At 65.0% G+C, this 24,039-nt stretch carries 23 protein-coding genes; 7 read left to right on the forward strand and 16 right to left on the reverse strand.

Annotation, left to right across the window (positions count from 1 at the left end; all coding sequences use genetic code 11):
- Positions 1 to 3: 3 nt before the first annotated feature.
- From pyrF to mpl, 16 genes are all read right to left on the reverse strand, one after another.
- Positions 4 to 816: an orotidine-5'-phosphate decarboxylase gene (gene pyrF / locus NCS02_RS11920; RefSeq protein ID WP_008342883.1), complete on the reverse strand. Its 813-nt coding sequence runs from the start codon at positions 814 to 816 to the stop codon at positions 4 to 6.
- A gap of 80 nt (positions 817 to 896) precedes the next feature.
- Positions 897 to 2,000: an aldose 1-epimerase gene (locus NCS02_RS11925; RefSeq protein WP_033536348.1), complete on the reverse strand. Its 1,104-nt coding sequence runs from the start codon at positions 1,998 to 2,000 to the stop codon at positions 897 to 899.
- Positions 2,001 to 2,087: 87 nt separating this feature from the next.
- Positions 2,088 to 2,963, reverse strand: coding sequence for an SMP-30/gluconolactonase/LRE family protein (locus NCS02_RS11930; RefSeq protein WP_008342885.1), 876 nt, complete (start codon positions 2,961 to 2,963; stop codon positions 2,088 to 2,090).
- Positions 2,954 to 3,742, reverse strand: a complete 789-nt coding sequence (locus NCS02_RS11935; RefSeq protein ID WP_250507515.1) for an SDR family NAD(P)-dependent oxidoreductase — start codon at positions 3,740 to 3,742, stop codon at positions 2,954 to 2,956. Before NCS02_RS11935 ends, NCS02_RS11930 begins: the two co-directional genes overlap by 10 nt.
- A 187-nt stretch (positions 3,743 to 3,929) precedes the next feature.
- Positions 3,930 to 4,946, reverse strand: a complete 1,017-nt coding sequence (gene araH / locus NCS02_RS11940) for an L-arabinose ABC transporter permease AraH (protein ID WP_008342887.1) — start codon at positions 4,944 to 4,946, stop codon at positions 3,930 to 3,932.
- An 18-nt stretch (positions 4,947 to 4,964) separates the two neighbouring features.
- On the reverse strand, positions 4,965 to 6,479 hold the full coding sequence (araG, locus tag NCS02_RS11945; protein WP_008342888.1) for an L-arabinose ABC transporter ATP-binding protein AraG: 1,515 nt from the start codon (positions 6,477 to 6,479) through the stop codon (positions 4,965 to 4,967).
- A gap of 56 nt (positions 6,480 to 6,535) precedes the next feature.
- On the reverse strand, positions 6,536 to 7,543 hold the full coding sequence (locus tag NCS02_RS11950) for an arabinose ABC transporter substrate-binding protein (protein WP_008342889.1): 1,008 nt from the start codon (positions 7,541 to 7,543) through the stop codon (positions 6,536 to 6,538).
- A gap of 131 nt (positions 7,544 to 7,674) precedes the next feature.
- Positions 7,675 to 8,451 carry an SDR family oxidoreductase gene (locus NCS02_RS11955; protein WP_250482245.1) on the reverse strand — a complete coding sequence of 259 codons (777 nt, stop codon included), beginning with the start codon at positions 8,449 to 8,451 and terminating at the stop codon, positions 7,675 to 7,677.
- Positions 8,448 to 9,125, reverse strand: coding sequence for a 2-dehydro-3-deoxy-6-phosphogalactonate aldolase (locus tag NCS02_RS11960; protein ID WP_250507517.1), 678 nt, complete (start codon positions 9,123 to 9,125; stop codon positions 8,448 to 8,450). Before NCS02_RS11960 ends, NCS02_RS11955 begins: the two co-directional genes overlap by 4 nt.
- Before the next feature lie 15 nt (positions 9,126 to 9,140).
- Complete coding sequence (locus NCS02_RS11965; protein WP_250482247.1) at positions 9,141 to 10,115, reverse strand: 2-dehydro-3-deoxygalactonokinase; 975 nt, start codon at positions 10,113 to 10,115, stop codon at positions 9,141 to 9,143.
- Positions 10,112 to 11,041, reverse strand: a complete 930-nt coding sequence (locus NCS02_RS11970; protein WP_239295159.1) for an IclR family transcriptional regulator — start codon at positions 11,039 to 11,041, stop codon at positions 10,112 to 10,114. The genes NCS02_RS11965 and NCS02_RS11970 overlap by 4 nt, the downstream gene beginning before the upstream one ends.
- Positions 11,042 to 11,389: 348 nt before the next feature.
- A complete protein-coding gene (gene mtgA, locus NCS02_RS11975; protein ID WP_250435196.1) occupies positions 11,390 to 12,148 on the reverse strand; it encodes a monofunctional biosynthetic peptidoglycan transglycosylase in 759 nt (252 codons plus the stop codon).
- A 1-nt stretch (position 12,149) separates the two neighbouring features.
- The gene (aroE, locus tag NCS02_RS11980) at positions 12,150 to 12,992 is read right to left on the reverse strand and encodes a shikimate dehydrogenase (protein WP_239295161.1); all 843 of its coding nucleotides are present in this window, start codon (positions 12,990 to 12,992) and stop codon (positions 12,150 to 12,152) included.
- Positions 12,989 to 15,043 (reverse strand): ribonuclease catalytic domain-containing protein, encoded by a 2,055-nt coding sequence (locus NCS02_RS11985; protein WP_033536347.1) that lies wholly within the window; start codon positions 15,041 to 15,043, stop codon positions 12,989 to 12,991. Before NCS02_RS11985 ends, aroE begins: the two co-directional genes overlap by 4 nt.
- A 62-nt stretch (positions 15,044 to 15,105) precedes the next feature.
- Positions 15,106 to 15,705 (reverse strand): YqiA/YcfP family alpha/beta fold hydrolase, encoded by a 600-nt coding sequence (locus NCS02_RS11990; protein ID WP_008342897.1) that lies wholly within the window; start codon positions 15,703 to 15,705, stop codon positions 15,106 to 15,108.
- The gene (gene mpl, locus NCS02_RS11995) at positions 15,702 to 17,105 is read right to left on the reverse strand and encodes a UDP-N-acetylmuramate:L-alanyl-gamma-D-glutamyl-meso-diaminopimelate ligase (protein WP_250523150.1); all 1,404 of its coding nucleotides are present in this window, start codon (positions 17,103 to 17,105) and stop codon (positions 15,702 to 15,704) included. The genes NCS02_RS11990 and mpl overlap by 4 nt, the downstream gene beginning before the upstream one ends.
- A gap of 201 nt (positions 17,106 to 17,306) precedes the next feature.
- Between mpl and NCS02_RS12000 the strand changes: the two genes are divergently transcribed.
- From NCS02_RS12000 to tpx, 7 genes are all read left to right on the forward strand, one after another.
- The gene (locus tag NCS02_RS12000; protein WP_008342899.1) at positions 17,307 to 17,954 is read left to right on the forward strand and encodes a hypothetical protein; all 648 of its coding nucleotides are present in this window, start codon (positions 17,307 to 17,309) and stop codon (positions 17,952 to 17,954) included.
- A gap of 18 nt (positions 17,955 to 17,972) precedes the next feature.
- Positions 17,973 to 18,512, forward strand: a complete 540-nt coding sequence (locus NCS02_RS12005) for a TlpA family protein disulfide reductase (protein WP_239295164.1) — start codon at positions 17,973 to 17,975, stop codon at positions 18,510 to 18,512.
- Positions 18,513 to 19,040: 528 nt separating this feature from the next.
- Positions 19,041 to 19,514 carry an acetyl-CoA carboxylase biotin carboxyl carrier protein gene (gene accB / locus NCS02_RS12010; protein ID WP_008342903.1) on the forward strand — a complete coding sequence of 158 codons (474 nt, stop codon included), beginning with the start codon at positions 19,041 to 19,043 and terminating at the stop codon, positions 19,512 to 19,514.
- A gap of 154 nt (positions 19,515 to 19,668) precedes the next feature.
- A complete protein-coding gene (gene accC, locus NCS02_RS12015) occupies positions 19,669 to 21,036 on the forward strand; it encodes an acetyl-CoA carboxylase biotin carboxylase subunit (RefSeq protein ID WP_008342904.1) in 1,368 nt (455 codons plus the stop codon).
- A gap of 25 nt (positions 21,037 to 21,061) precedes the next feature.
- Positions 21,062 to 21,964 (forward strand): 50S ribosomal protein L11 methyltransferase, encoded by a 903-nt coding sequence (gene prmA, locus NCS02_RS12020; protein ID WP_008342906.1) that lies wholly within the window; start codon positions 21,062 to 21,064, stop codon positions 21,962 to 21,964.
- A gap of 50 nt (positions 21,965 to 22,014) precedes the next feature.
- Positions 22,015 to 23,328 carry a zinc-ribbon and DUF3426 domain-containing protein gene (locus tag NCS02_RS12025; RefSeq protein WP_250480688.1) on the forward strand — a complete coding sequence of 438 codons (1,314 nt, stop codon included), beginning with the start codon at positions 22,015 to 22,017 and terminating at the stop codon, positions 23,326 to 23,328.
- 118 nt (positions 23,329 to 23,446) lie between these two features.
- Entirely contained in the window at positions 23,447 to 23,947 is a 501-nt protein-coding gene (gene tpx, locus NCS02_RS12030) for a thiol peroxidase (RefSeq protein ID WP_008342910.1), read from the forward strand.
- The last annotated feature ends 92 nt before the right edge of the window (positions 23,948 to 24,039 follow it).

A 24,039-nucleotide genomic window follows, 5' to 3' on the forward strand; every position in this document is an offset into this window, starting at 1 on the left:
CGCTCACCGATACTGATTGATCGTATCGCGCGTCTTCTTCGCGGCTTCGGCCGCGGCTTGCGCGTAATGATCGCCCTTGCCGGCGTAGATGATCGCGCGCGACGAATTGATCAACATGCCCGTGCCGTTCGCGGTGCGGCCCGCGCGCACGGTTGCTTCGACATCGCCGCCTTGGGCGCCGATGCCCGGAATCAGAAGCGGCATGTCGCCGACGATCCCGCGTACCGTTTCGATTTCCTTCGGAAACGTCGCACCGACGACGAGGCCCAACTGGCCCTTGTCATTCCACTTTTCCGCCGCGAGCCTGGCGACGACCTGATACAGCGGCTTGCCATCGGTCGTGAGAAATTGCAGATCGGAGCCGCCCGCGTTCGACGTGCGGCACAGCACGATCACGCCTTTGCCCTCATGCGCGAGATACGGCTCGATCGAATCGAAGCCCATGTACGGATTCACGGTGACGGCATCGGCCCGATAGCGCTCGAACGCTTCCTTCGCGTACTGCTCGGCCGTGCTGCCGATATCGCCGCGCTTCGCATCGAGAATCACCGGAATGCCGGCGTGCTTCTCGTGGATATGCGCGATCAACGCTTCGAGCTGATCTTCCGCGCGATGCGCCGCGAAGTACGCGATCTGCGGCTTGAACGACGATGCATACGGCGCGGTTGCATCGACGATGGTCTTGCAGAACTCGAAGATCGCGTCGGCGCGGCCGTTGAGTGCGCCGGGAAACTTCGCCGGCTCCGGGTCGAGGCCGACGCACAGAAGCGATTGAGTCCGCGACCACGCGGCATTGAGCGATTCGATGAAGGACATGGCGGGAAGATGTTGAAAACGTCGATGCCACGCATTTTAACGTGCGTGGCGTCATCTTCCGTCGCGTCTTCCGGCGCGGCTTAGCGCGCCGCGTCCCGTGCCCGCGCCTTCGCGCCTGCCCGCGTGCGCGGCCTTCCGCGCCGCGTCGCTTCCCCGGTGCGCTCGACGGTGAAGCGGAATTCCCGCGACAAGCGTTCGCCCGGTTTGAGCACGGTCATGCCGTTCGCTTCCCCGCCGCCGGGCAGATTCACCGCGTTGATCGGATGATCGACCGGCTCGAAGCAGAAAAAGCTTTCGCCGGGCGGCGCGTAAAGGACGTAGTAGTCGGTGTCGGCGGCGATCGTTAGCGACAGGCGGCGCTTCGGCCACAGCACGCTCGTGCGCCCGCTCCATCCGGTGAACGCGTTGTTGACCATTTCCGATGGCATCGGATACGCAACGCCGAATTGCCACGCGGGCGGCGTCGGAACATGCCGCACAGGCAGCCAGTCGTCGCCGCACAGCCACACGCCGCCCGCCGCCGCCGACAACTCCGTGTCCGCCTCGCGCATCAGGAACGGATGCAGCCCGAGGCCGAACGGCAGCGCTTCGTCGCCGGTATTTTCGACATCGAGCGTCACGGCGAGCGTCGCTTCGTCGAGCGTGTAAGTCTGCGCGGCGCGAAACGCGTAAGGCATGCCGCCGCTGCGATCGAGCGTGACACGCACGCGCGCGGAATCCTGATCCGCGACTTCCCACGCGCCGAGCCAGCCATCGCCGTGCAGCGGCAGCGGTTCGCCCGGGCGATTGCACGGCACCGCGATCGAGCGTCCGGAAAACTGAAAGTGTCCGTTGCCGATGCGGTTCGAATACGGCAAAAGCGGATAGCACGCGAGCTGATTCGGATCGGTGTCCGGTCCCGGCGCGACGCACGGCCGGAAGATCGGCACGAGCGTGCCTTCGTGCCGCCAGTCGAAGCGCGTGATGCCGCCGCCGAGCGACGGTGCCAGTTCGAGCCGCAAATGCGCGTTGGCGAGCGTGATGCAGCCGTCGACATCGGCGCCGCCCATCGCGACGACCGCCGTGCTCGGGCCGGGACGGATCGGCGGTTCGGTGGCGGCGGCGAGCCGCGCACGGCGGGCGTTCGCCTGTTCCTTGGACATCGATGCAGGATTCGGTCTTTGCTCTGTTCGCGCGACAGCCATGACTCGTGCTCCATCGAGAGGCGAAGAACCCGGCGTTGCCGGGATGGGTCGGGCGGCGCGTCGATCGCGCGCCGCCTCGTGTTCTGGTTACGCCTTGCCCGCAAATACGGCTTCCGCGATGCCGCGTGCACCGGGCGTCGCGACGAACACGCCGCCTGCGTGCGCGTCTGTTTCGCCGAGGCCGATGCGCGCCGTCGTCACATACAGCGTGCCGAAGTCCGCGCCGCCGAACGCGGCGCAACTCGGCTGCGCGCTCGGCACGTCGATGCGCGCCGTCTCGCGGCCGTCGCTTTCGTAGCGCACGACGCGCGCGCCGCCCCACTGCGCGTTCCACAAGCCGCCGTCCGCATCGACGATCGAGCCGTCGGGCACGCCGGTCGCATCCGTCAGCTCGACGAACACGCGGTCGTTGTCGAAGGTCGGATAGTCGCATACGCGAATCTGACGCGTGGGCGAATCGCAGTAGTACATCGTCGTCCCATCGGGCGAGAAGCCGATGCTATTCGAGATCGCGCAATTCCCTAGCGGCAGCTTTTCCAGCGACAGATCCGCATTCAGCCGATAAAACGCGCCGACCGGTTGCGCATCGTCCACGTCGTGTTTCGTGCCGAACACGAATCGCCCTTCGCGGTCGCAACGGCCGTCGTTCAGGCGCGTCGGCAGATCGGCTTCGACTTCCATGATGGTTTCGATCTTGCCCGTCGCGATTTCATGGAACGCGAGCCGCGATGCGAGGCCGAGCAGCAGGAAACGCGCATCGGCGCACGGCGTGAAGCACGCAAGCCGCTCGGGCATGTCGAACGATTCGCTCGCGCCGTCGCGCGGATCGTAGCGCCACAGCTTCTTGCCTTCGATATCGGTCCACCAGAAGCGGCCGCTCGCGGCGCACCACGTCGCGCCTTCGCCGAGCGAACACTGGCTGTCGATGAGAAGTTGCGCTCGCATCGGATTCATCAGGCCCATCCTCCGTCGACGATCATGTCCTGCGCCGTGATCATTTTGCTGTCGTCCGATGCTAGAAAGAGCGCCGCGCGCGCGAGGTGTGCGGGCAGCAGTTCTCCGTCGATGCACTGGCCTTGCTTGATTGCTTCCTTGCCGGCCTCGTCGAGCCACAGACGCTTTTGCTTCTCGGTCATCACCCAGCCCGGCACGAGCGTATTCACGCGGATGCCGAATTTGCCGAGATCGCGCGCGAGGCCGCGCGTCATGCCTTGCACTGCCGATTTCGACGTCGTGTAGACGGGGAAGTTACCTTGCTTGAGCATCCAGCTGATCGAGCCGAGATTGATGATCGAGCCGCCGCCCGCGCGCTTCATGTCGTCGATGACGGCCTGCGCCGCGAAGAATTGATGGCGGATGTTGACCGCGATGCCTGCATCGTACGACTCGGGCGTGACGTCTTCGATTGCGTGGCGTTTGTCGTTGGCAGCGTTGTTGACAAGCACGTTGATGGGCCCGAGGGCGGCTCTTACATCGGCGATGCCTTTGCGGAGTGCGTCGATGTCGGTCAGGTCGACGTTGAGGAACATCGGGCGGGTCTGGCCTTCTTGCAGGGCTGCGCCGAGGCGGTCGGCGAGCGCTTCGCCAGCGTCGGTGTCGATGTCGAAGAAGGCGACTTTCGCGCCCTGATCGAAGAAGTGTTCGACGAAGCCTTCGCCGATGCCTGTTGCGCCTCCGGTTATCAGCACTGTTTTGCCTTGGAGGCCGGGGTATCTTGCGAGGTTCTTTTCGATCGTTGCCATTGGGTTTTGTCTCTCCTTGCTTCGCTTGTCGCGCTCGTTAGCTTTGCGCTTTTTGCCGGATCCCGGTTTCTTAGTGGTCTACTAGCACTGCCGCCCCGCACAGGGGCAACGCTGATAGACCGACACGAAAACGGGATCCAGCGACATCAACGGCAAAACATCAACAACGACATCAACCGCAAAAACATCAATCCCGCGACCCGCGATTCTTCAACTGATCGAGCAGAACGGCAGCAAGCAGGATAGCCCCTCTCACGAGGTACTGATAAAACGCGTCGATATTCAAAAGGTTCATGACGTTCTCGACAGTGCCCATGATGAGCACGCCAATCACGACACCGGAAATCGTCGCCCTACCGCCCAGCAGAGAAACACCGCCAAGAACACAGGCAGAAATGACATTGAGCTCGAAGCCTTGAGCGGCATTCGGCTGCCCCGACGTGATGCGCGAAGCGAGAATGACCCCAGCCAGCGCGGTCACAGCGCCCTGAATCAAAAAGATCCACACACGCGTGCGCTCGACATTGATCCCCGCGAGCCGCGAAGCCTCGGGATTACCGCCGATAGCCAATGTATTACGTCCATACACCGTCTGATTGAGCAATACGCCAAAAACGATGAAGCACGCAAGCGTGACCCAGATTGGCAGGGAAATCCCGATCATCGACAGACTGCCGAGCGCGATGAACGTATCCGACGACACACCCACCGCCTGCCCGTGCGACACGATGAACCCGAGCCCGCGCACGATTTCCATCGTCGCCAAGGTCGTAATCAGCGCGTTGATTCGCAGATAAGCGATCACCGCGCCGTTCACAAACCCGATCACCGCACCCGCAGCCACCGCCGCGATGATCGCGATGAACGTGTTGTCCGTCGCATTCAGAACCATCGCGCACAGAACACCGGCGAAGGCGATCGTCGAGCCCACCGACAAGTCGAAATCGCGCGACGCGAGGCAGAACATCATCGTGCACGCGACCATGCCGATCTGCGAGATCGACAGCGCGAGGCCGAGCATGTTCTCGATCGAGAAGAAGTGATCGACGGTCAGCGACATCGTCAGGAACATCACGATGAAGATCACGATCAGGCTGTACTCCGTGATCTGCTGCCACCACTTCTGCTTGTCGTTCTTTTGCGGGATCAGCGCGTTCGCGACGCTTTCCGTCGCCTGCCCCACGATGTTTTCTCTTGCTTCCATGATTCGCTCCTCTCGTCTTTACGCCGCCTGCGCGACCGTTTCCGCCTGCGGCAGCGCAAGGCTCAACACTGTTTGTTCGCTCGCCTTCTCGCGCGCCAGTTCGCCCGCGATACGCCCCTGCCGCATCACGACGATCCGGTCCGACACGCCCAGCACTTCCGGCAATTCCGACGAAATCATCACGATCGCGCAGCCGCGCTCCGCAAGCTGATAGATCACGTTGTAAATCTCATGCTTCGCGCCGACGTCGATGCCGCGCGTCGGTTCGTCGAGAATCACGACCTTCAGGTCCGGCTCCGCGAGCCAGCGCGACAGAATCGCCTTCTGCTGATTGCCGCCCGAAAGAAAACGGATGCGCTGCTTCCGGCTCGGCGTCTTGATCTTCAGCAACTGGATGAAGCGCTCGGCCGTCTGCGCCTCCTTCTTGCGATCCAGAAACAGCCCGCCGCGCAGATAGTGCCGCCGGCACGAAATATTGATGTTCTCCGCGACCGTCGCCATCGCGACGATGCCTTCTTCCTTCCGATCCTCCGGACACAGCACGATGCCGTGACGAATCGCCTCGCCGGTGCTGCGAACCTTGATCGGCTTGCCGTCGAGCATGATGTCGCCGCCCTTCTTCTTGTCCGCGCCGTAGACGAGATGCATCAGCTCGCTGCGTCCCGCGCCGACGAGCCCGAAGAAGCCCACGATCTCCCCGCGCTTCACTTCGAAGCTCGCGGGCGCGCTCAATGCATCGCCCTCCACGTTCTTCACGGAGAAGCGCACGTCGCCCAAAGGACGCGCGCGATAGTTGTAGATGTCGCTGATCTCGCGCCCGACCATTTCCTGCACGAGCGTTTCGCGCGGCACATCCGCGAGCGAAAGATGCGACGCGATCTTGCGCCCGTCGCGGAAAATCGTGCACGCGTTGCACAGTTCGTAAATCTCGTCCATGCGATGCGAGATGTAGATCAGCGCACGGTTATCCGCCTGCAGATCGCGCACGAGCTTGAAGAGCACTTCCGTCTCGCGATGCGACAGCGAACTCGTCGGTTCGTCGAGCGCGATCACGCGCGCGTTGCGCAGCAGCGCCTTGCAGATTTCGACCATCTGCCGCTGCGCGATCGACAGCTTGCGCAGCTTCGCATTCGGATCGAGATCGACGCCCATCGCCGCAAGCCGCTCGCGTACGTGCGCCTTGGCCGCGCGCTTGTCGACCCAGCCGAGCCGGTTCGGCAATGCGCCGAGCAGCAGATTCTCGGACACGGTCAGATCCGGCACGTACTGCAATTCCTGATGAATCACCGCGATGCCCGCGGCAATCGATGCCGCCGCGCTCGCGAAATGCACTTCCTTGTCGTCGATGAGCACGCGCCCCGAATCGGGCTGATACTCGCCGCCGAGAATCTTGAGCAAGGTCGATTTGCCCGCGCCGTTCTCGCCCATCAAACCGTGAACTTCGCCGGCGTTGACGTCGAACGACACGCCGTCGAGCGCGCGCACGCCTGGAAACACCTTGCCGATATTGTCAAAACGCAGCGTCGCTGACACATCGCCTCCTATTCTCGAGCGGACCGCACGCGCGGCCCGCTTCCCTCACGCAAGACTTAGTTCGATGCCAGTCCCATCTGCTGGCGCACCGATGCCACGTTTTCACGCGTGGCCAGCATGCCGGTCGTGAGCGTGAGCGGCGGCGGCGCCTTGCCGTCCTTGATCCACGCGTACATCAGCTCGGACGTCTCTTCGCCGTGGCGCTTCGGGCTGATGATGACGGTGCCGTAGAAGCCCGTCGGATTCGGTTTCTTGAACTCGTTTAACGCCGAGTCCGATCCGCCGATACCGATGCCGATCATGTTGTCCGCCTTGAAGCCGCGGCCTTCCGCTGCGCGCACCGCGCCGAGGACGGCTTCGTCGTTCAGGCCGTAGGCGACCCAGTGCTTGTATTGCGGATTCTTCGTCAGCGCGATGTTCGCGGCGTTGAACGCGTTCTCGGTGTCGGTCTTCGCCTGCGGCGCGGCGACGATGTTCGCCTTCGGGAAACCGGCGGCGACGAGCGCATCGGTCGCGCCGGCCGTGCGGTCATGCGCGGTCGGCAATTGCTCGTAAGTCACGTCGATCGCGCCGACATCCTTCATGTCCCAGCCGCGCTTCTTGATCTCGGCGGCGATCCCGTCGCCCACCTGCTTGCCGATGTTGTATGCGGAAATGCCCATGTGCGGTACGGATTCGATCGGCTTGCCCGAACCGTCGACGAGGCGGTCATCGACCGTCATCATCTTGAGCTTGTCGGCCTTCGCCTTCGCGACGATGCCCGGCCCGAGCTTCACGTCCGGCGTACAGATGATGAAGCCCTGCGCCTTCTGCGCGGCGAGGTTGTCGATCGCGCTCATCACCTTTTCACCCGACGGCGCGCCGATCTTCACGAGCGTGAAGCCCTTTTCCTTGGCGGCGATTTCGGCGAACTTCCATTCGTCCTGAAACCACGGCTCTTCCGGCTGCTTCACGAGGAAGCCGATCTTGACCTCGTCGGCGGCCTGCGCGACCGGCGCCGCGATCATGGACGCGCTCGTTGCCGTGGCAGCGGCGATCAGCGTGAGGAACAGTCTGCGTTTCATTTTTTGTCTCCCGACTTTTTCCGATGTCGAAAAATGCCCGCGCGCGGGCGCTACGAAGTGTGTGGCCGCTTTCTTGTTGATTGATGTCCGCACAGCGGCCAGTGCGTCATTCCTTCGTGATCTCGTTTGCTTTAGTCGTGGTACAGCGCGCTTCGCCCGCCGTCCACGGTGATACAGCTCGCGTTGATGAACGGCGCCTCGTCCGATGCGAGGAACACCGCCGTCATCGCGACTTCCCGCGGCTCGCCGATACGCTTCATCGGCTGAAGATCGAGCGTCGCCTGACGCGCGGCCTTCGGATCAGCCTGCGAATTCCACCAGTCGAGCGTCAGTTGCGTTTCGATGTAACCCGGCGCGATCGCATTCACGCGCACGTTGTTCGGCGCGTACTCGATGCCGAGCGCGCGCGTGAGGCCGATCACACCGTGCTTTGCCACCGGATACGGAAAGCAGCCCGGAATGATCTTGAAGCTGTGCGTCGACGCGATGTTCACGATGCTGCCGCGCCCGCGCTCGACCATGCCCGGCAGCACCGCGCGGCAGCCGTTCCACACGCCGTCGAGATCGACGGCGAAGCAGCGGCGCCAGTCGTCGTCGGTCATCGTGAGCGGATCGCAGAACACGTTGATGCCGGCGTTGTTCACGAGCACGTCGAGCGGGCCGAGCGCGGCTTCGGTCTGCGCGACGGCTTCCTTCACCGATGCGCTTTGCGTCACGTCCGTTTCGACCGCGATGACGTTCGCGCCGGTTTCTTCCCCGATGCGCTTGGCGGTTTCGCGGGCCGTGCCGATGTCGAGTTCCGCGAGCGCGACGCGTGCGCCCTCGCGCGCGAACGCCAGCGCGATCGCCGCGCCGATGCCGCGTCCCGCGCCCGTGACCATCGCGACCTTGCCGGCGAGGCGGTTCATTTGGCTGCGCCTCGTGCAACGGCCAGTCCGTCAATGAACGCCTTCGCGTGCCGCGCCGTGACGTCCGCGCTCTGGCCCGGCTTGTAGAGCGCCGAGCCGAGGCCGAAGCCGTTCGCGCCTGCGCTCAAGAACGGCTCCATGTTGTCCGGCGCAATACCGCCGACCGGCACGAGCGGCACGTCCTTCGCGATCACCGCGCGCCATGCCTTCGTCACCGTTGGGCCGAGCTGCTCGGCGGGAAACATCTTCAGCACGTCCGCGCCGTTCTTCAGCGCGAGAAACGCCTCGTTCGGCGTCGCGACGCCCGGCGCGCACGCGAGACCCTGCGCCTTCGCGGCGCGCACGACATCGGCGTCGCTGTGCGGCATCACGATGAGCTCGCCGCCCGCGGCCTTCACGCTATCGACGTAACTCGGATGCAGCACCGTTCCCGCACCGACGATCGCATCGGCGGGCAGCGTCTGACGGATCGCCGCGATGCTGTCGAACGGCTGCGGCGAATTCAGCGGCACTTCGACGATGCGAAAGCCCGCTTCATAGAGCGCGCGGCCGTGATCGGCGGCTTCGGCCGGCGTGACGCCGCGCAGTATCGCGATCAGCGGGCACGCGGCGAACGCCTTTGCGAGACCGGCGTGCATGCCGTAGGGCGCGGGCAGATTGATGGAAGGCTGCATCGTGTTCTCTCCTTTTCAGGCCACGCGCCTGGCCGCGACCAGCCCGGCCAGCGCGGCGATTCCATAAAGGCCGTGCTCGGTGGCGTGCGCGACCGTGGCGGCATCGTGGCATCCGAAACGCGCGAGCGCGGCGCGATAGCGATTGCAAAGCGCATCGTTGCCGATCAGGCGCAGGGGCTTTCCCGCGAGCGCGGATTGTTCGCGCGCAAGCACTTCGTTCAGCCCGCGCAATTCATGGCCGATCAACAGGCCCGACAAATAATCCGATTGCTGCTCCGCGCTCAGTTGGCCCGTGAGGCCGAGCGTGCGCGTGCTGAAGATCGTCGCGAGCACGCCGGGATGACCGGCATCGCGCGCCGTCTCGACGCCGCGCAGGAACGCCTGTTCGTCGTGCGTCGCGGTGGGATGCATCGTGCGGCCGAGGATCGTGTGATCGCGCAGCGCGCTGAAGGTCTCGCCCGTCATGAAGGTGTAGAAACGCTCGATGCGCTCATCGGCGACGAACGCCCACTTCGCGTGCGTGCCCGGCAGTCCGATCAGCGCGCCGCCCGCGTTTCCGAGCGCCGGCTCGCTCGCAAGCGCGCCGAAAATCTGCGTTTCCTCGCCGCGCATCACGTTGGGCAACACGCCGCGCTCCAGCACGCCCGGCACGACATGCAGCACGACGCCGCGCGCCGTCTTCACATCGACGATGCCCGCGACGAGCGCATCGGCATTCGCCGGCGTTTCGACGTACGGCGCCTCGACCCAGCCCTGCGCGCTGCCGACCATGCCCGCCGCGATCACCGGCAAGTGCGCGTGCGCGTCGAGCCACGCGCCGCAGGTTTCCTCGAACGCCTGATCGAACCCGCCCGCCGGCAGATTCATGATGCCCGCCGACGATGCGCGCGTATCGAGGGCGAGACCGTCGGCGCCAAGCAGATAGGCGCGCAGCGAAGTCGTGCCCCAGTCGAGCGCGATGAGCGCGGGCGTGGAAACGGATGCGGTCATCGCTTGATCCTGCGGGCGGCCTGCGGCGCGCGCCAGCCAAGTTCCTCGGAGATCGCGTGCGCTTCGCGCTGCACGACCGGAATCAGTTCCTCCATGCGCTCGTGCGGCATATAGGGAATGGTGCTCGCCACCGACAAGGCCGCGACGATCGCGCCCGACGCATCGCGCACCGGCGCGGCGACGCAGCGGATCGACGCCTCGTTCTCTTCGAGATCGAACGTGAAGCCGCCTTGCGCATAGCGCGTCATGCGCTGCTGAAAGGTGTCGAAGTCGGGGCGGTTGTCGGGCTTGAAGCTCATCCTCGCGAGCACGCGATGCGACGCTTCCAGCAGCTTCTTCCACGCGTTCGCTTCGAGGTCGAGCATCATCGCCTTGCCGATGCCCGTCGACGCGAGCGGCATCCGGTGCCCGACGCGCGAACGCATCTCCAGGCCGCGCGTGCCCGGAATCTTGTCGATGTAGAGCACGTCGTCGCCCTCGCGCACGCCGAGATGGATCGTGTCGTGCGTATGCTCGGCGAGCGCCTGCAGATGCGGTCGCGCGACGGTCGTGAGCGGCATCTGTTCGAGCGCGATCGTGCCGAGTTCGATGAGCTTCGGCCCGAGCAGATAGCCGCCCTGCACCTGACGCAGATAGCGCGCTTGCACGAGCGAGCTCACGAGCCGATGCGTCGTGCTGCGCGTCGTGCCGAGCGCCGCGCCGAACGCGCGCAGGTCGCGCGCGCCGTTCGCGGCGGCTTCGAGAATCGCGAGGCCGCGCAACAGCGTCTGCGTGCCCGCCTGCTGCGGTGTGATGTCGACGAGCGCGCTCGGCAGCGCGATGGCGTCGGGATCGGGTGTGTGCTTCGTCCCGCTCGCGCCGTTGGACTTGGCGCGCGCTGCGCCCGCCTCGGCGACGTCGGTTTCAGGGGTCTGGAATTTGGTCATGGCGCGAATCCCTCGTCGATCACGATGCGCGCCGGATGACGCACGCGGGCGCGTCCCCGATGGAATGAGCGTACGAATCGTGCAAGGAGGCCCGCGAGCGCGGGTGTGCGATCGAATGCATGACGTGTCTCCATTGTTCTGGTCGTGCGCGCCGGAAGTCGCTCCGGTCGTCGCCCGCGTGTGCCGTTTCAGGCTTTGGCCGGATTGTAGTTCCGGCTCTTCGATTTATTCAATATGTGATCGTCATGCTCACATAATGGGAGAGAATCTTGCAGCCGAAAGCTCCTGGAAAACAAAAAAGCCCTGAATTATCAGGGCTTTGCGTTGTTTATCGCGGCCAGCTAAATTTCACTGCGGCAGTTCCGCCGCCCCCATCCGCCGTGCGATGACGCCCGCGCGCTGCGACAAATACGGCGCATTGCGATGGTCGTCGAAATACTTCGGACGCGGCAGCATCACCGCAAGCCGCGCGCTCTGCCAGGCCGTCAGTTTCGCCGCCGATGTCTTGTAGTAATACCGCGCCGCCGCTTCCGCGCCGTACACGCCGTTGCCCCACTCGACCGAATTCAGGTAGATCTCGAAGATGCGTTCTTTGTCCATCCAGAACTCGAGCATCCAGGTGATGACGAGCTCCTGCGCCTTGCGCACATAGCTCTTTTCGCGCGACAGAAACAGGTTGCGCGCGAGCTGCTGCGAAATGGTCGAGCCGCCCGCGACGATTTTTCCGCGCGCCTTGTTCTTCTCCCACGCCTGAAGGATGGCGTCGGTTTCGTAGCCGTTGTTATTGACGAAATTCGCGTCTTCCGAAGCGATGATCGCGCGCTTCAGATTGCGCGAAATCTGCTCGTACGGCACCCAGGTGCGTTGCAGCGAAATGCCCGGATGCGTCTTCGCGAGCGTCCACGCGTCGGCGCGCATGAAGGCCGTCGGACCGGGATTGACGATCGTCCAGATGCCGATCTGCGCGAAGAACCACATTTGCGTCGCGATGAACGCGATGCCGAGCACCGATACGCCGTACGCGATCCAGCGCGCCGGGCCGAGCCGCACCGCTTTGCGCACGCGCGGCGAGCGGCTGCCCTGGCTGCCGACGGGCGCGGTGGTCATGTCAGGCTTTCGCGGCCAGCGCGGCGCGCAGATCGCGCAGCACCGCGCCGCCATCCGGGCGCACGCCGCGCCAGATGAAAAACGATTCGGCGGCCTGCTCGACCAGCATGCCGAGACCGTCCGATGCGCGCGCGCCGAGCTTCGACGCGTGTTGCATGAAGACGGTCGGCTGCGCGCCGTACATCATGTCGTAGGCGAGCGTGCCCGCGCCGAACGCGCTGTCGTCGCAATCGGGCAAGGCGGCGTCGAGGCTGCCCGCGGTCGCGTTGACGATCACGTCGTACTGCCCGGCTTCCGCGCTGTCGGCGCCGCCGCCCGAGAAACGCACGCCGCACTCGGACGCGTTCTGCGCGAACTGATCGACGAGCTGATGCGCCTTCGCCGCCGTGCGGTTGACGATGGTGAGCGCCGCCGGCGCGCGATCGAAGATCGGCAGCACGACGCCGCGCGCCGCGCCGCCCGCGCCGAGCAGCAGAATGCGCGCGCCTTTCAGACTCACGCCGAGATTCACTTCGATGTCGCGCACGAGGCCGACGCCATCGGTGTTGTCGCCGCGCACGCCATCCGGCCCGAAGGCGAGCGTGTTCACCGCGCCCGCCGCTGCCGCGCGCGGCGACAGCGAATCGGCGAGCGCGTGCGCTTCGAGCTTGAACGGCACGGTGACGTTCATGCCGCGTCCGCCCGACGCGATGAACGCCTTCACTTCACGCGTGAAGCCATCGAGCGGCCCGAGAATGCGGCCGTATTCGATCGGCTCGCCGGTCTGCGCGGCGAACTTCGCGTGAATCCACGGCGATTTGCTGTGCTCGATCGGATTGCCGATCACCGCGTATTGGTCTTTCATGGCGTCGGTTCCTGCGCGTTGTCGGGCGTTTCCGGTTGTGGCTGCTCCACCGACGCTTCCGCCTGCGCTTCGGCTTCGCTTTCGGCAGAAAGATCGCTCGTCTCGATGATCTCTTCTTCCGCCTCTTCTTCCTCGACCGGCGCGCTCGCGGACGGCGCGTCGATCACATGCAGCAGACGGCACGATGCTTCGACCGTCAGCTCGTCGATCGATACGACTTCGAGCATCACACGCGTGCCGCGCGCATGCACGCCGAGGCCGGGCACGTGCAGGATCAGCGGAATCTCTTCGAGCCGCACGAGATCGTCCTTGATGACCGAAGCGGGAACGTGCTTCCTGTTCTCCTGCTTGAGCCAGCGCAGGCACCAGAAATACTCCATGCGGCGCTGGTGATCGGCATACGCGGTGTACGTGTCGTCGAAACCCTGCACGACGGCGAAAAGGTCCGCGTCCTTCGGCTTGAACGGCGCGGCGAGCTTGGCTGTCACGCCATGCTGCACGCACGCGAGCAACTGCCATTGATTGACGAGGTCGACATAACGGCGCAGCGGCGACGTGCTCCACGCATATTGCGCGACGCCCAGGCCTTCGTGCGGCGCGGGCGTCGTCTGCATGCGCGTGCGTTTCGGTCCCGGACCGCCGAAGCCGCGCTGCGAACGATAGATGCCCGGCACGCCGTGATCGTTGAGGAACGCGCCCCACGACGAATTCGCGAGAATCGCCAGTTCCGCGACGATCAGATCGAGCGGCGAACCGCGACGGCGCGGCGTGATCGTGATGTGCTCGCCATCGACATAAAAGTTGAAGTCGTTGTTGCGCTGCACTTCGCGCTTGAGGCCGTAAGTCGCGCGCGCCTGCTGACGCTTTTCGAAGAGCGCCTGCGCGAGCGGCCACAGCACCGCGATGTCTTCCTTGTGCGGATAGTCGCCCGTGCCGGCCGCGAGCGTTTCCTCGGTGACGAACTCGTCGAGATGGTTGTGGCGCAGGTTGCTCTTCACGAACACGCGTTCGGCGCGCGTTTCAGTGGCGACGATATCCTGCGTCTCGCGATTCACGATGATGTACAGCGACAGCGCCGGGCGCAGCCCGCCCTCGCCCAGCGTGAACACGTCGACGACGTTGTCGGGCAGCATCGTGATCTTGTCGCCGGGCATGTAGACCGTGGAGAGACGACCGCGCGCGATGGCGTCGATCGTGTCGCCACGCGTAATGCCGAGCGCCGGCGCCGCGATGTGGATGCCCACGCGCACGCGGCCATCCGAAAGATGCTCGACGGAGAAGGCATCGTCGATTTCGGTGGTGGTGACGTCGTCGATGGAGAACGCTTCGACGTGCGCTTCCGGCAAATCCTCGGGCAGCGGTCCCGGCTGCACCGACGGAAAACCGATGCCGTGCGGGAAGAACTCCGACAGGAACTTCGCCTCGTGCAACTGTCGGGGCGACGCGATGCCGCCGCATTCGAGCATCAGCCGCGCCTGCGAGATGCCGCGCGCCGCCGCCGCCGCTTCGAGCGCCTTGTACTCGATCGAGTTCTTGTCCGGCTTCGTGAGCAGGCCGATCGCCTTGCCCTTCAGCGCATCGGGCAGCTTGCCCGCCTTCAGTTCCTCTTCCCAGCCCTGCTGCACGAGCGCCTGCTGACGCTTGCGTTCGAGCGACGCGAGCGCCATCTGCAATTGTTCCTGCGGCGCGCGCTGATACTGGCCGCGCCCTTTGCGCCGGAAGTAAACCGGCGCGCCGTGCATGCGCAGGACGAGCGCCGCGCGTTCGGCGGGTCCGAACTTGTCGCCGAAGTAATCCGCGCCGAGCGCGGCGAACGGAAATTCCTCGTCGGGCGCGCATTCCCACAGGAAGTCGAGATCGATCTCCTGCGCGATGGCGTCGGCTTCCTGCATCAGATCGCCGGCTGCGGGCTTCTCGAACTCGATCAGCACGTCTTTCGCGCGCACTTTCGCGCGCCGGCCGCCCGGCAATTCGACCTGGAACGCGTCGCCCTGTTTCGACAACACCGATCCGGCCTTGAAACTACCCGATTCCTCGAAGAAAACGTTCACTCAATACTCTCGTAAAACGGTGGACCGGGCCGCGCTTGCCGCGCGCCGGCGAATGAATGGGCTCAGGCGGCTGCGGTCGCGCGCACGGGTGGCGGCGCCTGGTCGCAGAACGCGATGACATCGGCGAGATAAGCCGGGAAGTCGCTGATCGCGTGATCGCTGCCCTGAATCAGCGTGGTTCGCACGCCGGGATAGTGGTCGAGCATCGTGCGGTAATCGAGCACTTCGTCGCCCGTCGCCGCGATCAGATAGTAGCGCTCGGGCCGCGTGATCGATTCGACCTTGAGCGCGCGCAACTCGTCGAGATGGCGCGGCAGCACGGTGATCGTTCCGCCGCCGTGCCACAACGGCTGCTCGCCGAGAAAATGGCTCAGATCGCGATCCGGCACGACCGCCGGATTGAGCAGCACGGCGCGCCAGCCGTGTTTCTCCGCGAGATACGTCGCGTAATAGCCGCCGAGCGAACTGCCGACGACGGTCACATCGCCCGCTTTCTCGCCCGCCGCGAGCGATTCGGCCAGCGCGACGGCATCGCACGGCGATACCGGCAGCGACGGGCACTGCCATTCGCCGAGCCTCCCGAGTTCCGCGAGCCGCGCGTGCATCACGCGCGCCTTGAACGATTGGGGAGACGAGCGAAAGCCGTGCAGATAGAGAATCACGAATGTCCTCCTGCGCCACGCGCCGAAAGCGCGTCGAGCAGTTTCTGATGGACGCCGCCGAAGCCGCCGTTGCTCATCACGAGTACGTGGTCGCCGGGGCGCGCGGCGGCCGCGACCGCCTTCACCAGAGGTTCGATTTCGTCGAATGCCCGCGCCTTGTCGCCGAGCGGTGAGAGCGCTTCTGCGAGATTCCAGCCGAGCTTGTCGCGGCCTTCGCGCGCGCCGTAGCCGAAGACGAGATCCGCGCCCGCGAGACTCGCCGGCAATTGCGCTTTCATCGTGCCGAGTTTCATCGTGTTCGAGCGCGGTTCCAGCACGGCGAGGATGCGCGACGTATCCGAATTGCCGATGCGCGTGCGCAGGCCCGCGACGGTCGTCTCGATTGCGGTCGGATGATGCGCGAAGTCGTCGTAGACGGTGACGCCGTCGACGCTGCCCTTCACTTCCATGCGCCGCTTGACGTTGCGAAAACTCGCGAGCGATTTCGCCGATTGCGCCGCCGGCACGCCGACCGAGCGCGCGGCCGCGATCGCAGCGAGCGCGTTCATCCGATTGTGCTCGCCCTGCACCTGCCAGTCGACGACGCCCTGGCGCTCGCCTTCCCAATACACGGCGAACTGCTCGTCGACGGCGGCGCCTTGTTCGACGGGCAGCGCCTCCCATCCGCCTTCGACGCCGAAGCGTTCGACGCCCGACCAGCAGCCGCGCGTGAGCACGCGTTCCAGCGCCGCCTCGCGCCCGTTCGTGACGATGCGCCCGACGCCCGGCACCGTGCGCACAAGGTGGTGGAATTGCGTTTCGATGGCCGCGAGATCGGGGAAGATATCGGCGTGATCGAATTCGAGATTATTGAGCACGGCCGTGCGCGGACGGTAATGCACGAACTTCGAACGCTTGTCGAAGAATGCCGTGTCGTACTCGTCGGCTTCGATGACGAAAAAGCTCGAATCGGTCAGGCGCGCGGAAATGCCGAAGTTCAACGGCACGCCGCCGATCAGAAAGCCGGGATTCATGCCCGCGTCTTCGAGCAGCCATGCGAGCATCGAGCTCGTCGTGGTCTTGCCGTGCGTGCCCGCCACCGCGAGCACCCATTTGCCGTTCAGCACATGTTCGCCGAGCCACTGCGGGCCGGATGTGTATGGCAGGCCGCGATCGAGGATGGCTTCCATCAGCGGATTGCCGCGCGTCACCACGTTGCCGATGACGAAGAGATCCGGCTCGAGCGCGAGCTGCTCGATGCCGTAACCTTCGATCAGTTCGATGCCCTGCGCTTCGAGTTGCGTGCTCATCGGCGGGTAGACGCCGGCGTCGCAGCCGGTGACCTTGTGGCCCGCCTCGCGCGCCAGGACGGCGAGTCCGCCCATGAAGGTGCCGCAGATGCCGAGGATGTGGATGTGCATAAACCGTGTCGCGCCGCGCGGGCGATTGAGATGCGAAAACAGGAACGGCGCCGTACCGGTGAACCTGAGGGCAAACCCGTGCAGAAAGGCGCCTGAAGGCGCATATTGTAACCGAGCAGGCTAAGCGCTTTTCCCCCGGCGCAAGCCTGCCGCCCTTGGCCCGCAAAAGGGCCGCTCGAGCTTATCTAGTATCATTCCGGCATGGTTCGCAAATCACATTTCGATCCGCAGCGCGTGCGCGAGGAAATCGCGATCGCTGCCGCGAGGATGATCGCCGAAGACGGCCTCGACTACTCCACCGCCAAGCGCAAGGCTGCGCGGCAGGTCGTCGGCGAGGCGAAGATCGGCGGCGAGTTCCTGCCCGATAACGACCAGATCGAAGAGGAAATCCGCGAGTATCAGGCGATTTTCCAGAGCGACAGCCAGCCAGCCGTGCTGCGCCGGATGCGCGAAGTCGCGCTCGACTGGATGGAGCGCCTGACACCCTTCGATCCATATCTGACGGGCGCGGTGCTCAACGGCACCGCAGGCGAGCACTCCGATATTCATCTGCAATGCTTCTGCGACAATCCCAAGGAAGTCGCGATTTATCTGCTGAACGCGAACGTGCAATACGACGTGTCGGAGACGCGGCACTTCGCCGGGCGCGGCTATGTCGAGACGCTGAGCTTTCTGCATCGCGCACGCGACGAGGAGCCGGTCGGCGTGCATATCGCGCTCTACGGTCCCGACGATCTGCGCGGCGCGGTGCGCGCGGACAACCGCGGCCGCCTCGCCCGCGCGAACGCGGCGGCCGTACGCACGCTGCTCGATCACCCCGATGTCCCGCCGCTCGAGATCAGCGGCTGATCTATCTTCTCTACGCTCATGAAAAGCACACGCATTCTGGCGGCCCTCGTGGTCGCCGTCGCCGCGACCGTCGGCGGCTTCTACGCGGGCCATCTGTTCACTGGCGGCGATACCGTGGCCGCGACGCAGCCAAGCGGCAACGCCGTCGATCAACTGTGGAAGGCGACGCCGCCGGGCGCTTCCGGCACGTCGAAACCGCTCGCGGCGTTCAAGGGCAAGCCGGTCGTCGTGAACTTCTGGGCGTCGTGGTGCGGACCGTGCGTGAAGGAAATGCCGACGCTCTCCGCGATGCAGCGCGATTACGAAAAGAAAGGCATCACGTTCATCGGACTCGGCGTCGATAGCGAGAAGAACGTCAACGATTTCCTGAAGAAAGTGCCGGTCGCCTATCCCGTCTACGTCACCGGCTTCGGCGGCGCGGATCTTGCGCGTAGCTTCGGCAATAATGCGGGCGGCCTGCCATTTACCGTCGTGATCGACGCGAATGGGAAAATCCGCTCCACGAAACTGGGCGAAGTCGACCCGGCCGAGCTGAAACATACGCTCGACAGCCTGTAAAAATTGGCTGCGTGTACGCCGTGGCTTGCGTCGAGTAAGCTGCGAGTTAGCACGTAGTACGCCGATCTTGCTGGAAATTCGACGCGACTCCCAATACGCGGCGGTAATTTGTCCCATGGTTGCGAGCCGGACTGCACAGTAAAACTAGACAAAATTCTCTAAACGGCGCTAAAGTGCGCCGAATTCCGCACAACCCGAAGCGACTATGACAACTCTGCCGGTGCCATGTGGCCCCCTCGCCGTCAAGTCCGACCTCCGCAAAACGGCGGTCGGAAGGCGTGGAGCATCCGCAGCCGTCATCCGCGTGCTGTTCGGGCGCGCGCTTCGAAGCGACCACGCCGATACGTTCGACATGAACGCTACCGGCGTGCCGACCGATTCTGCAGCCGTCGTTTGCGCGGGCGCTTTCGCGAGCGCGCGTGTGGGACGGCTGGCCGCGCCGACTCGCGGCTGAGCAATCAGAACACCCACAAATCAAGTCAAGTGCCGGGCAGTCCCGGTCTCCAAGTATTGAAAGGGGATTTTTCGATGGACCTTCGTAAACTGAAAACGCTGATCGACCTCGTCTCGGAATCCGGCATCTCGGAGCTGGAAGTGACGGAAGGCGAAGGCAAGGTTCGCATCGTCAAGAACGCCGCGCCGGTCTACATGCAGGCGCCGCAGCAGTACGCACCGCAAGTGCAGTCGCCGGCCGCGCCGCAATTCGGCGGTGCAGGCGAAGCCGGCGCGCCGGCAGCCGCTGCGCCCGCGGCCGCCGCGCCGCAAGGTCACATCGTGACCTCGCCGATGGTCGGTTCGTTCTACCGTGCGCCGTCGCCGGGCGCGGATCCGTTCATCCAGGTCGGCGATACGGTGAAGGAAGGCCAGACGCTGTGCATCATCGAAGCGATGAAGCTCTTGAACGAAATCGAAGCGGACAAGGCCGGCGTCGTGAAGGAAATCCTCGTCGAGAACGGCCAGGCGGTCGAGTACGGCCAGCCGCTCTTCGTGATCGGCGACTAAAGGCGCACCGGGCCGTGCCGCGGATGCGCCTCGCAGCCGCCGCCCGGCCCCGCCGCGCCGGCGCGCTTCATGCGGCATCGATTCGTCGAGAAGCGCGCCGCCGATTGGATCCCCGAGGGCCGCTCGCGCGAGCCCGTTGATGAGCCGACCCACTATGTTTGAAAAAATTCTCATTGCGAACCGCGGCGAAATCGCGCTTCGCATCCAGCGCGCGTGCCGCGAGCTGGGCGTCAAGACAGTCGTCGTCTATTCCGAAGCCGACAAGGAAGCGAAGTACGTCAAGCTGGCCGACGAAGCCGTGTGCATCGGACCGGCGCCTTCGAATCTCTCGTACCTGAACATGCCGGCGCTCATCAGCGCGGCCGAAGTCACCGACGCCGAAGCCATCCATCCCGGCTACGGCTTTCTCTCCGAAAACGCCGACTTCGCCGAGCGCGTCGAGCAATCGGGCTTCACGTTCATCGGGCCGCGTCCCGAGACCATCCGCCTGATGGGCGACAAGGTCACCGCCAAGCAGACGATGATCAAGACCGGCGTGCCGTGCGTGCCGGGCTCCGAAGGCGCATTGCCGGACGATCCGCGCGAGATCGTGAAGATTGCGCGCGCAATCGGCTACCCCGTCATCATCAAGGCGGCGGGCGGCGGCGGCGGGCGCGGCATGCGCGTGGTGCACACCGAAGCGGCGCTCGTGAACGCCGTCAACATGACGCGCGAAGAAGCGGGCCGCGCCTTCGGCAACCCGCAGGTGTACATGGAGAAGTTTCTCGAGAACCCGCGCCACATCGAGATTCAGGTGTTGTCGGACTCGTTCCGTAACGCGATCTGGCTCGGCGAGCGCGACTGCTCGATGCAGCGCCGTCACCAGAAGGTGATCGAGGAAGCGCCGGCGCCGGGCATTGCGCGGCGGCTGATCGAGCGCATCGGCGACCGTTGCGCCGACGCGTGCAAGAAGATGGGCTATCTCGGCGCGGGCACGTTCGAGTTCCTGTACGAGAACGGCGAGTTCTACTTCATCGAAATGAACACGCGCGTGCAGGTCGAGCATCCGGTGACGGAACTCATCACGGGCGTCGATATCGTGCAGGAGCAGATCCGCATCGCCGCGGGCGAAAAGCTCTCGATCCGCCAGAAGGACATCCAGTTCCGCGGCCACGCGATCGAGTGCCGCATCAACGCGGAAGATCCGTTCAAGTTCACGCCGTCGCCGGGACGCATCACGTCGTGGCATACGCCGGGCGGCCCGGGCATTCGCGTCGATTCCCACGCGTATGCGAACTACTTCGTTCCGCCGAATTACGATTCGATGATCGGCAAGCTGATCGCGTTCGGCGCGACGCGCGAGCAGGCGATCAACCGCATGCGTATCGCGCTGTCGGAAATGGTCGTCGAAGGCATTTCGACGAACATCCCGCTGCATCGCGAAATGATGATCGACGCGAAGTTCGTCGAAGGCGGCACGAGCATTCACTATCTCGAGAACAAGCTGGCCGCGCGCCAGGCCGCCGTCGCCGAAGAGTCCTGAAGCACGCCTTATTCAGAGAGATAGCATGAGTTACCGGGAACTGATCGCCGAGCTGGATCGCGAGCACGCGGAAGCGCTGTCGGATGCGCTGCTTGAAGTCGGCGCGCTGTCGGTGTCAGTCGAAGACGCCGACGCCGACACGCCCGACGAACAGCCGCTCTTCGGCGAGCCGGGTCTCGTGCCTGAAAAGCGTGCGTGGAACCGTTCGCGCGTCGTCGCGCTGCTCGCCGAGGACGCAGATCCCGACGTGCTGCTCGCCGCGGCCGCGAACGAGATCGGCCTCGCGGCAACCCCGCAGTTCACGGTGCGCGAGGTCGAGGAGCAGGACTGGGTGCGTCTCACGCAGGCGCAGTTCGATCCGATCGCCATCGGCGAGCGCATCTGGGTCGTGCCTTCGTGGCACGACGCGCCCGATCCGAACGCGCTCGTGCTCGAACTCGATCCGGGCCTCGCGTTCGGCACCGGCAGCCATCCGACCACGCGGCTTTGCATGGAATGGCTGGAGCAGTCGGTGAAGCCGGGACAATCGCTGCTCGATTACGGCTGCGGCTCCGGCATCCTCGCGATTCTCGCGAAGAAGTGCGGCGCCGATCCGGTCGTCGGCATCGACATCGATCCGCAAGCGGTCGAGTCGGCGCGTCAGAACAGCGAGCGCAATCGCGCGGACGTGATCTACGGCCTGCCCGATGCGTGCCCCGCCGGCGAGTTCGATATCGTCGTCGCGAACATCCTCTCGAATCCGCTCAAGCTGATGGCGTCGATGCTCGCCGCGAAGGTAAAGCCGGGCGGCAGAATCGCGCTGTCGGGCGTGCTCGCGCGCCAGGCCGACGAGGTCGCGGCGGTCTATGCGAAGTGGATCGACATCGGCGTTTGGCGCGAGCACGAAGGCTGGGTATGCCTCGCGGGAACGCGGCGCGAAAGCCTTTAGAATAGCGCCATCCTCCACGATCAGGCCGTCAGGCCAACGGCACTTCTTATATGGCGCTGGCAACCCGCTGCCCCCACTGCGAAACCGTATTCAAGCTGGACCCGCATCTGCTCGCGCCGCATGACGGCCGCGTGCGCTGCGGACACTGTCAGGAAGTTTTCGATGCCGCACATCATCGCTTCGAGCTTCCGGACGAGCCGGCCGCGGCAGGCGTCGCTCAGCATGCCGCGATCATCGACGATGATGCCGCCGTCGGTCCCGCAACAAGCTCGGGCGCAGGCCACGCTGCCGCCGCCGATGCACCCGCGCATGTGACCGCGCCGCCCGATGCGCCGCTCAAGCCGCGCCCGTTCGCGCCGCGCAACCTCGATCTCGGCGCGCCGAGTTCCATCAAGCATCCCGATGCCGACAGCGAAGGCACCGTCTATGCGAACGCTCCTGCAGCGTCGAGCGCGTCGAGCCAGACACGCGCCGCGTCGCCGCGCAGCGAACCCGATCAAGCCGATGCCGCGAACGAGCCGTCCGCGTTGCCTTCGGAACCCGCCCGCCTGAAGCAGTACATTCGCGTCGGCGTGCCGCATCCCGATGCCGCGAACTCCGAGCAAGCCGACGATACGCCGCTCGGCGAACCGCCCGTCGCGCCGCTCGCCAATGCTGTCGACGATCGCGCCGAGCCGTTCATCGGTCCGGTTCATCAGCCGGACGCGCCGCCCGCGCGCGCCGCCGCGGAACCGGCCGTACCCGCATGGCGCGACGACGCGGAGCCCGGTTTCGGCGCCACGAAGCCGCCCGCTCCTGCTCGGCGCGTCAGCGCGAACGAGGCGTTTCCCGTGATTCGCGAGTCGCGGGAAACGCGCGCGCCGGTGCGTGGCCGCGGCGGAGCCGGGAAGGCGGGACGTGTCGTGGGCGTCATCGTCGCCGTGCTGCTGGCGTTGCTGTTGCTCGTGCAGCTCGCATGGTGGCAACGCGAAACGTTGATGGTCTACGTGCCCGGCTCGCACGCGCTCTATTCGAACGTCTGCGATCAGATCGGCTGCACGATCTCGCCGCCGCGCGACATCGACGGATTGCAGATCGAGAGTTCCGGGCTGCGCCAGGTGGACGGCCCGCACAAGCTCGAACTGAAATTGTCGCTGCGCAACCGGATGGACGTCGCGCTGGCGTATCCGGCGCTCGAACTCACGCTGCTCGACGACAAGAACAACGTCGCGATCCGGCGCGTGCTCTGGCCGCAGGATTACGCGCGACCGGGTACGATATTCGCCGTCGGCCTCGCGCCGCAAAGCGCGCAACCGGTGATCGTCCGGCTGGATACGGGCGACGCGGTTGCCGCCAATTACCGGGTTCAGGTCTTTTACCCGTGATGTCGGGCAGGCGCGCGAACGCCGCCTGCCCCGGTTCCACACGACGCGCGTCATGCTCCTCGCGGCGCCTGCACGCGCGATTTTCCCGTCAGCATCTGACAATTCTCTGGAGCGCAACATGAGTCAAGTTACCCTCGGCGGCAACCCTATCGACGTCAGCGGCACGTTCCCGGGCCCGGGCCAGCAGGCGTCCGAATTCACGCTCGTCGGCGCCGATCTCGGCGACGTCAAGCTCGCGAACTTCGCGGGCAAGCGCAAGGTGCTGAACATCGTGCCGAGTCTCGACACGCCGACCTGCGCCACCTCGACGCGCAAATTCAATGAAGCGGCCGCCGGCCTGAACAACACGGTCGTGGTCGTGGTTTCGGGCGATCTGCCGTTCGCCGCGAAGCGCTTCTGCACGACCGAAGGTATCGCCAATGTCGTGACGGCATCGACGTTCCGCGGCCACGAATTCGCGCAGGCTTACGGCGTCGACGTGACGAGCGGCCCGCTCAAGGGTCTGACGGCGCGCGCCGTGGTCGTGCTCGACGAGAACAACAAGGTGCTTCATTCGGAGCTCGTGCCCGAGATCAAGAATGAGCCGAACTACGATGCAGCGCTCGCCGCGCTGAAGTAAATCGTCTCGCCGGACCGCTTCCGACCGGAGCGGTCCGCGCATACGAGGCACGGTGAAGCGCTCGCCGCGCGCCGTATGCGGATTTCTCTCCT

This window comes from Caballeronia sp. NCF2 (assembly GCF_023631205.1).
Classification (GTDB): Bacteria; Pseudomonadota; Gammaproteobacteria; order Burkholderiales; family Burkholderiaceae; genus Caballeronia; species Caballeronia zhejiangensis.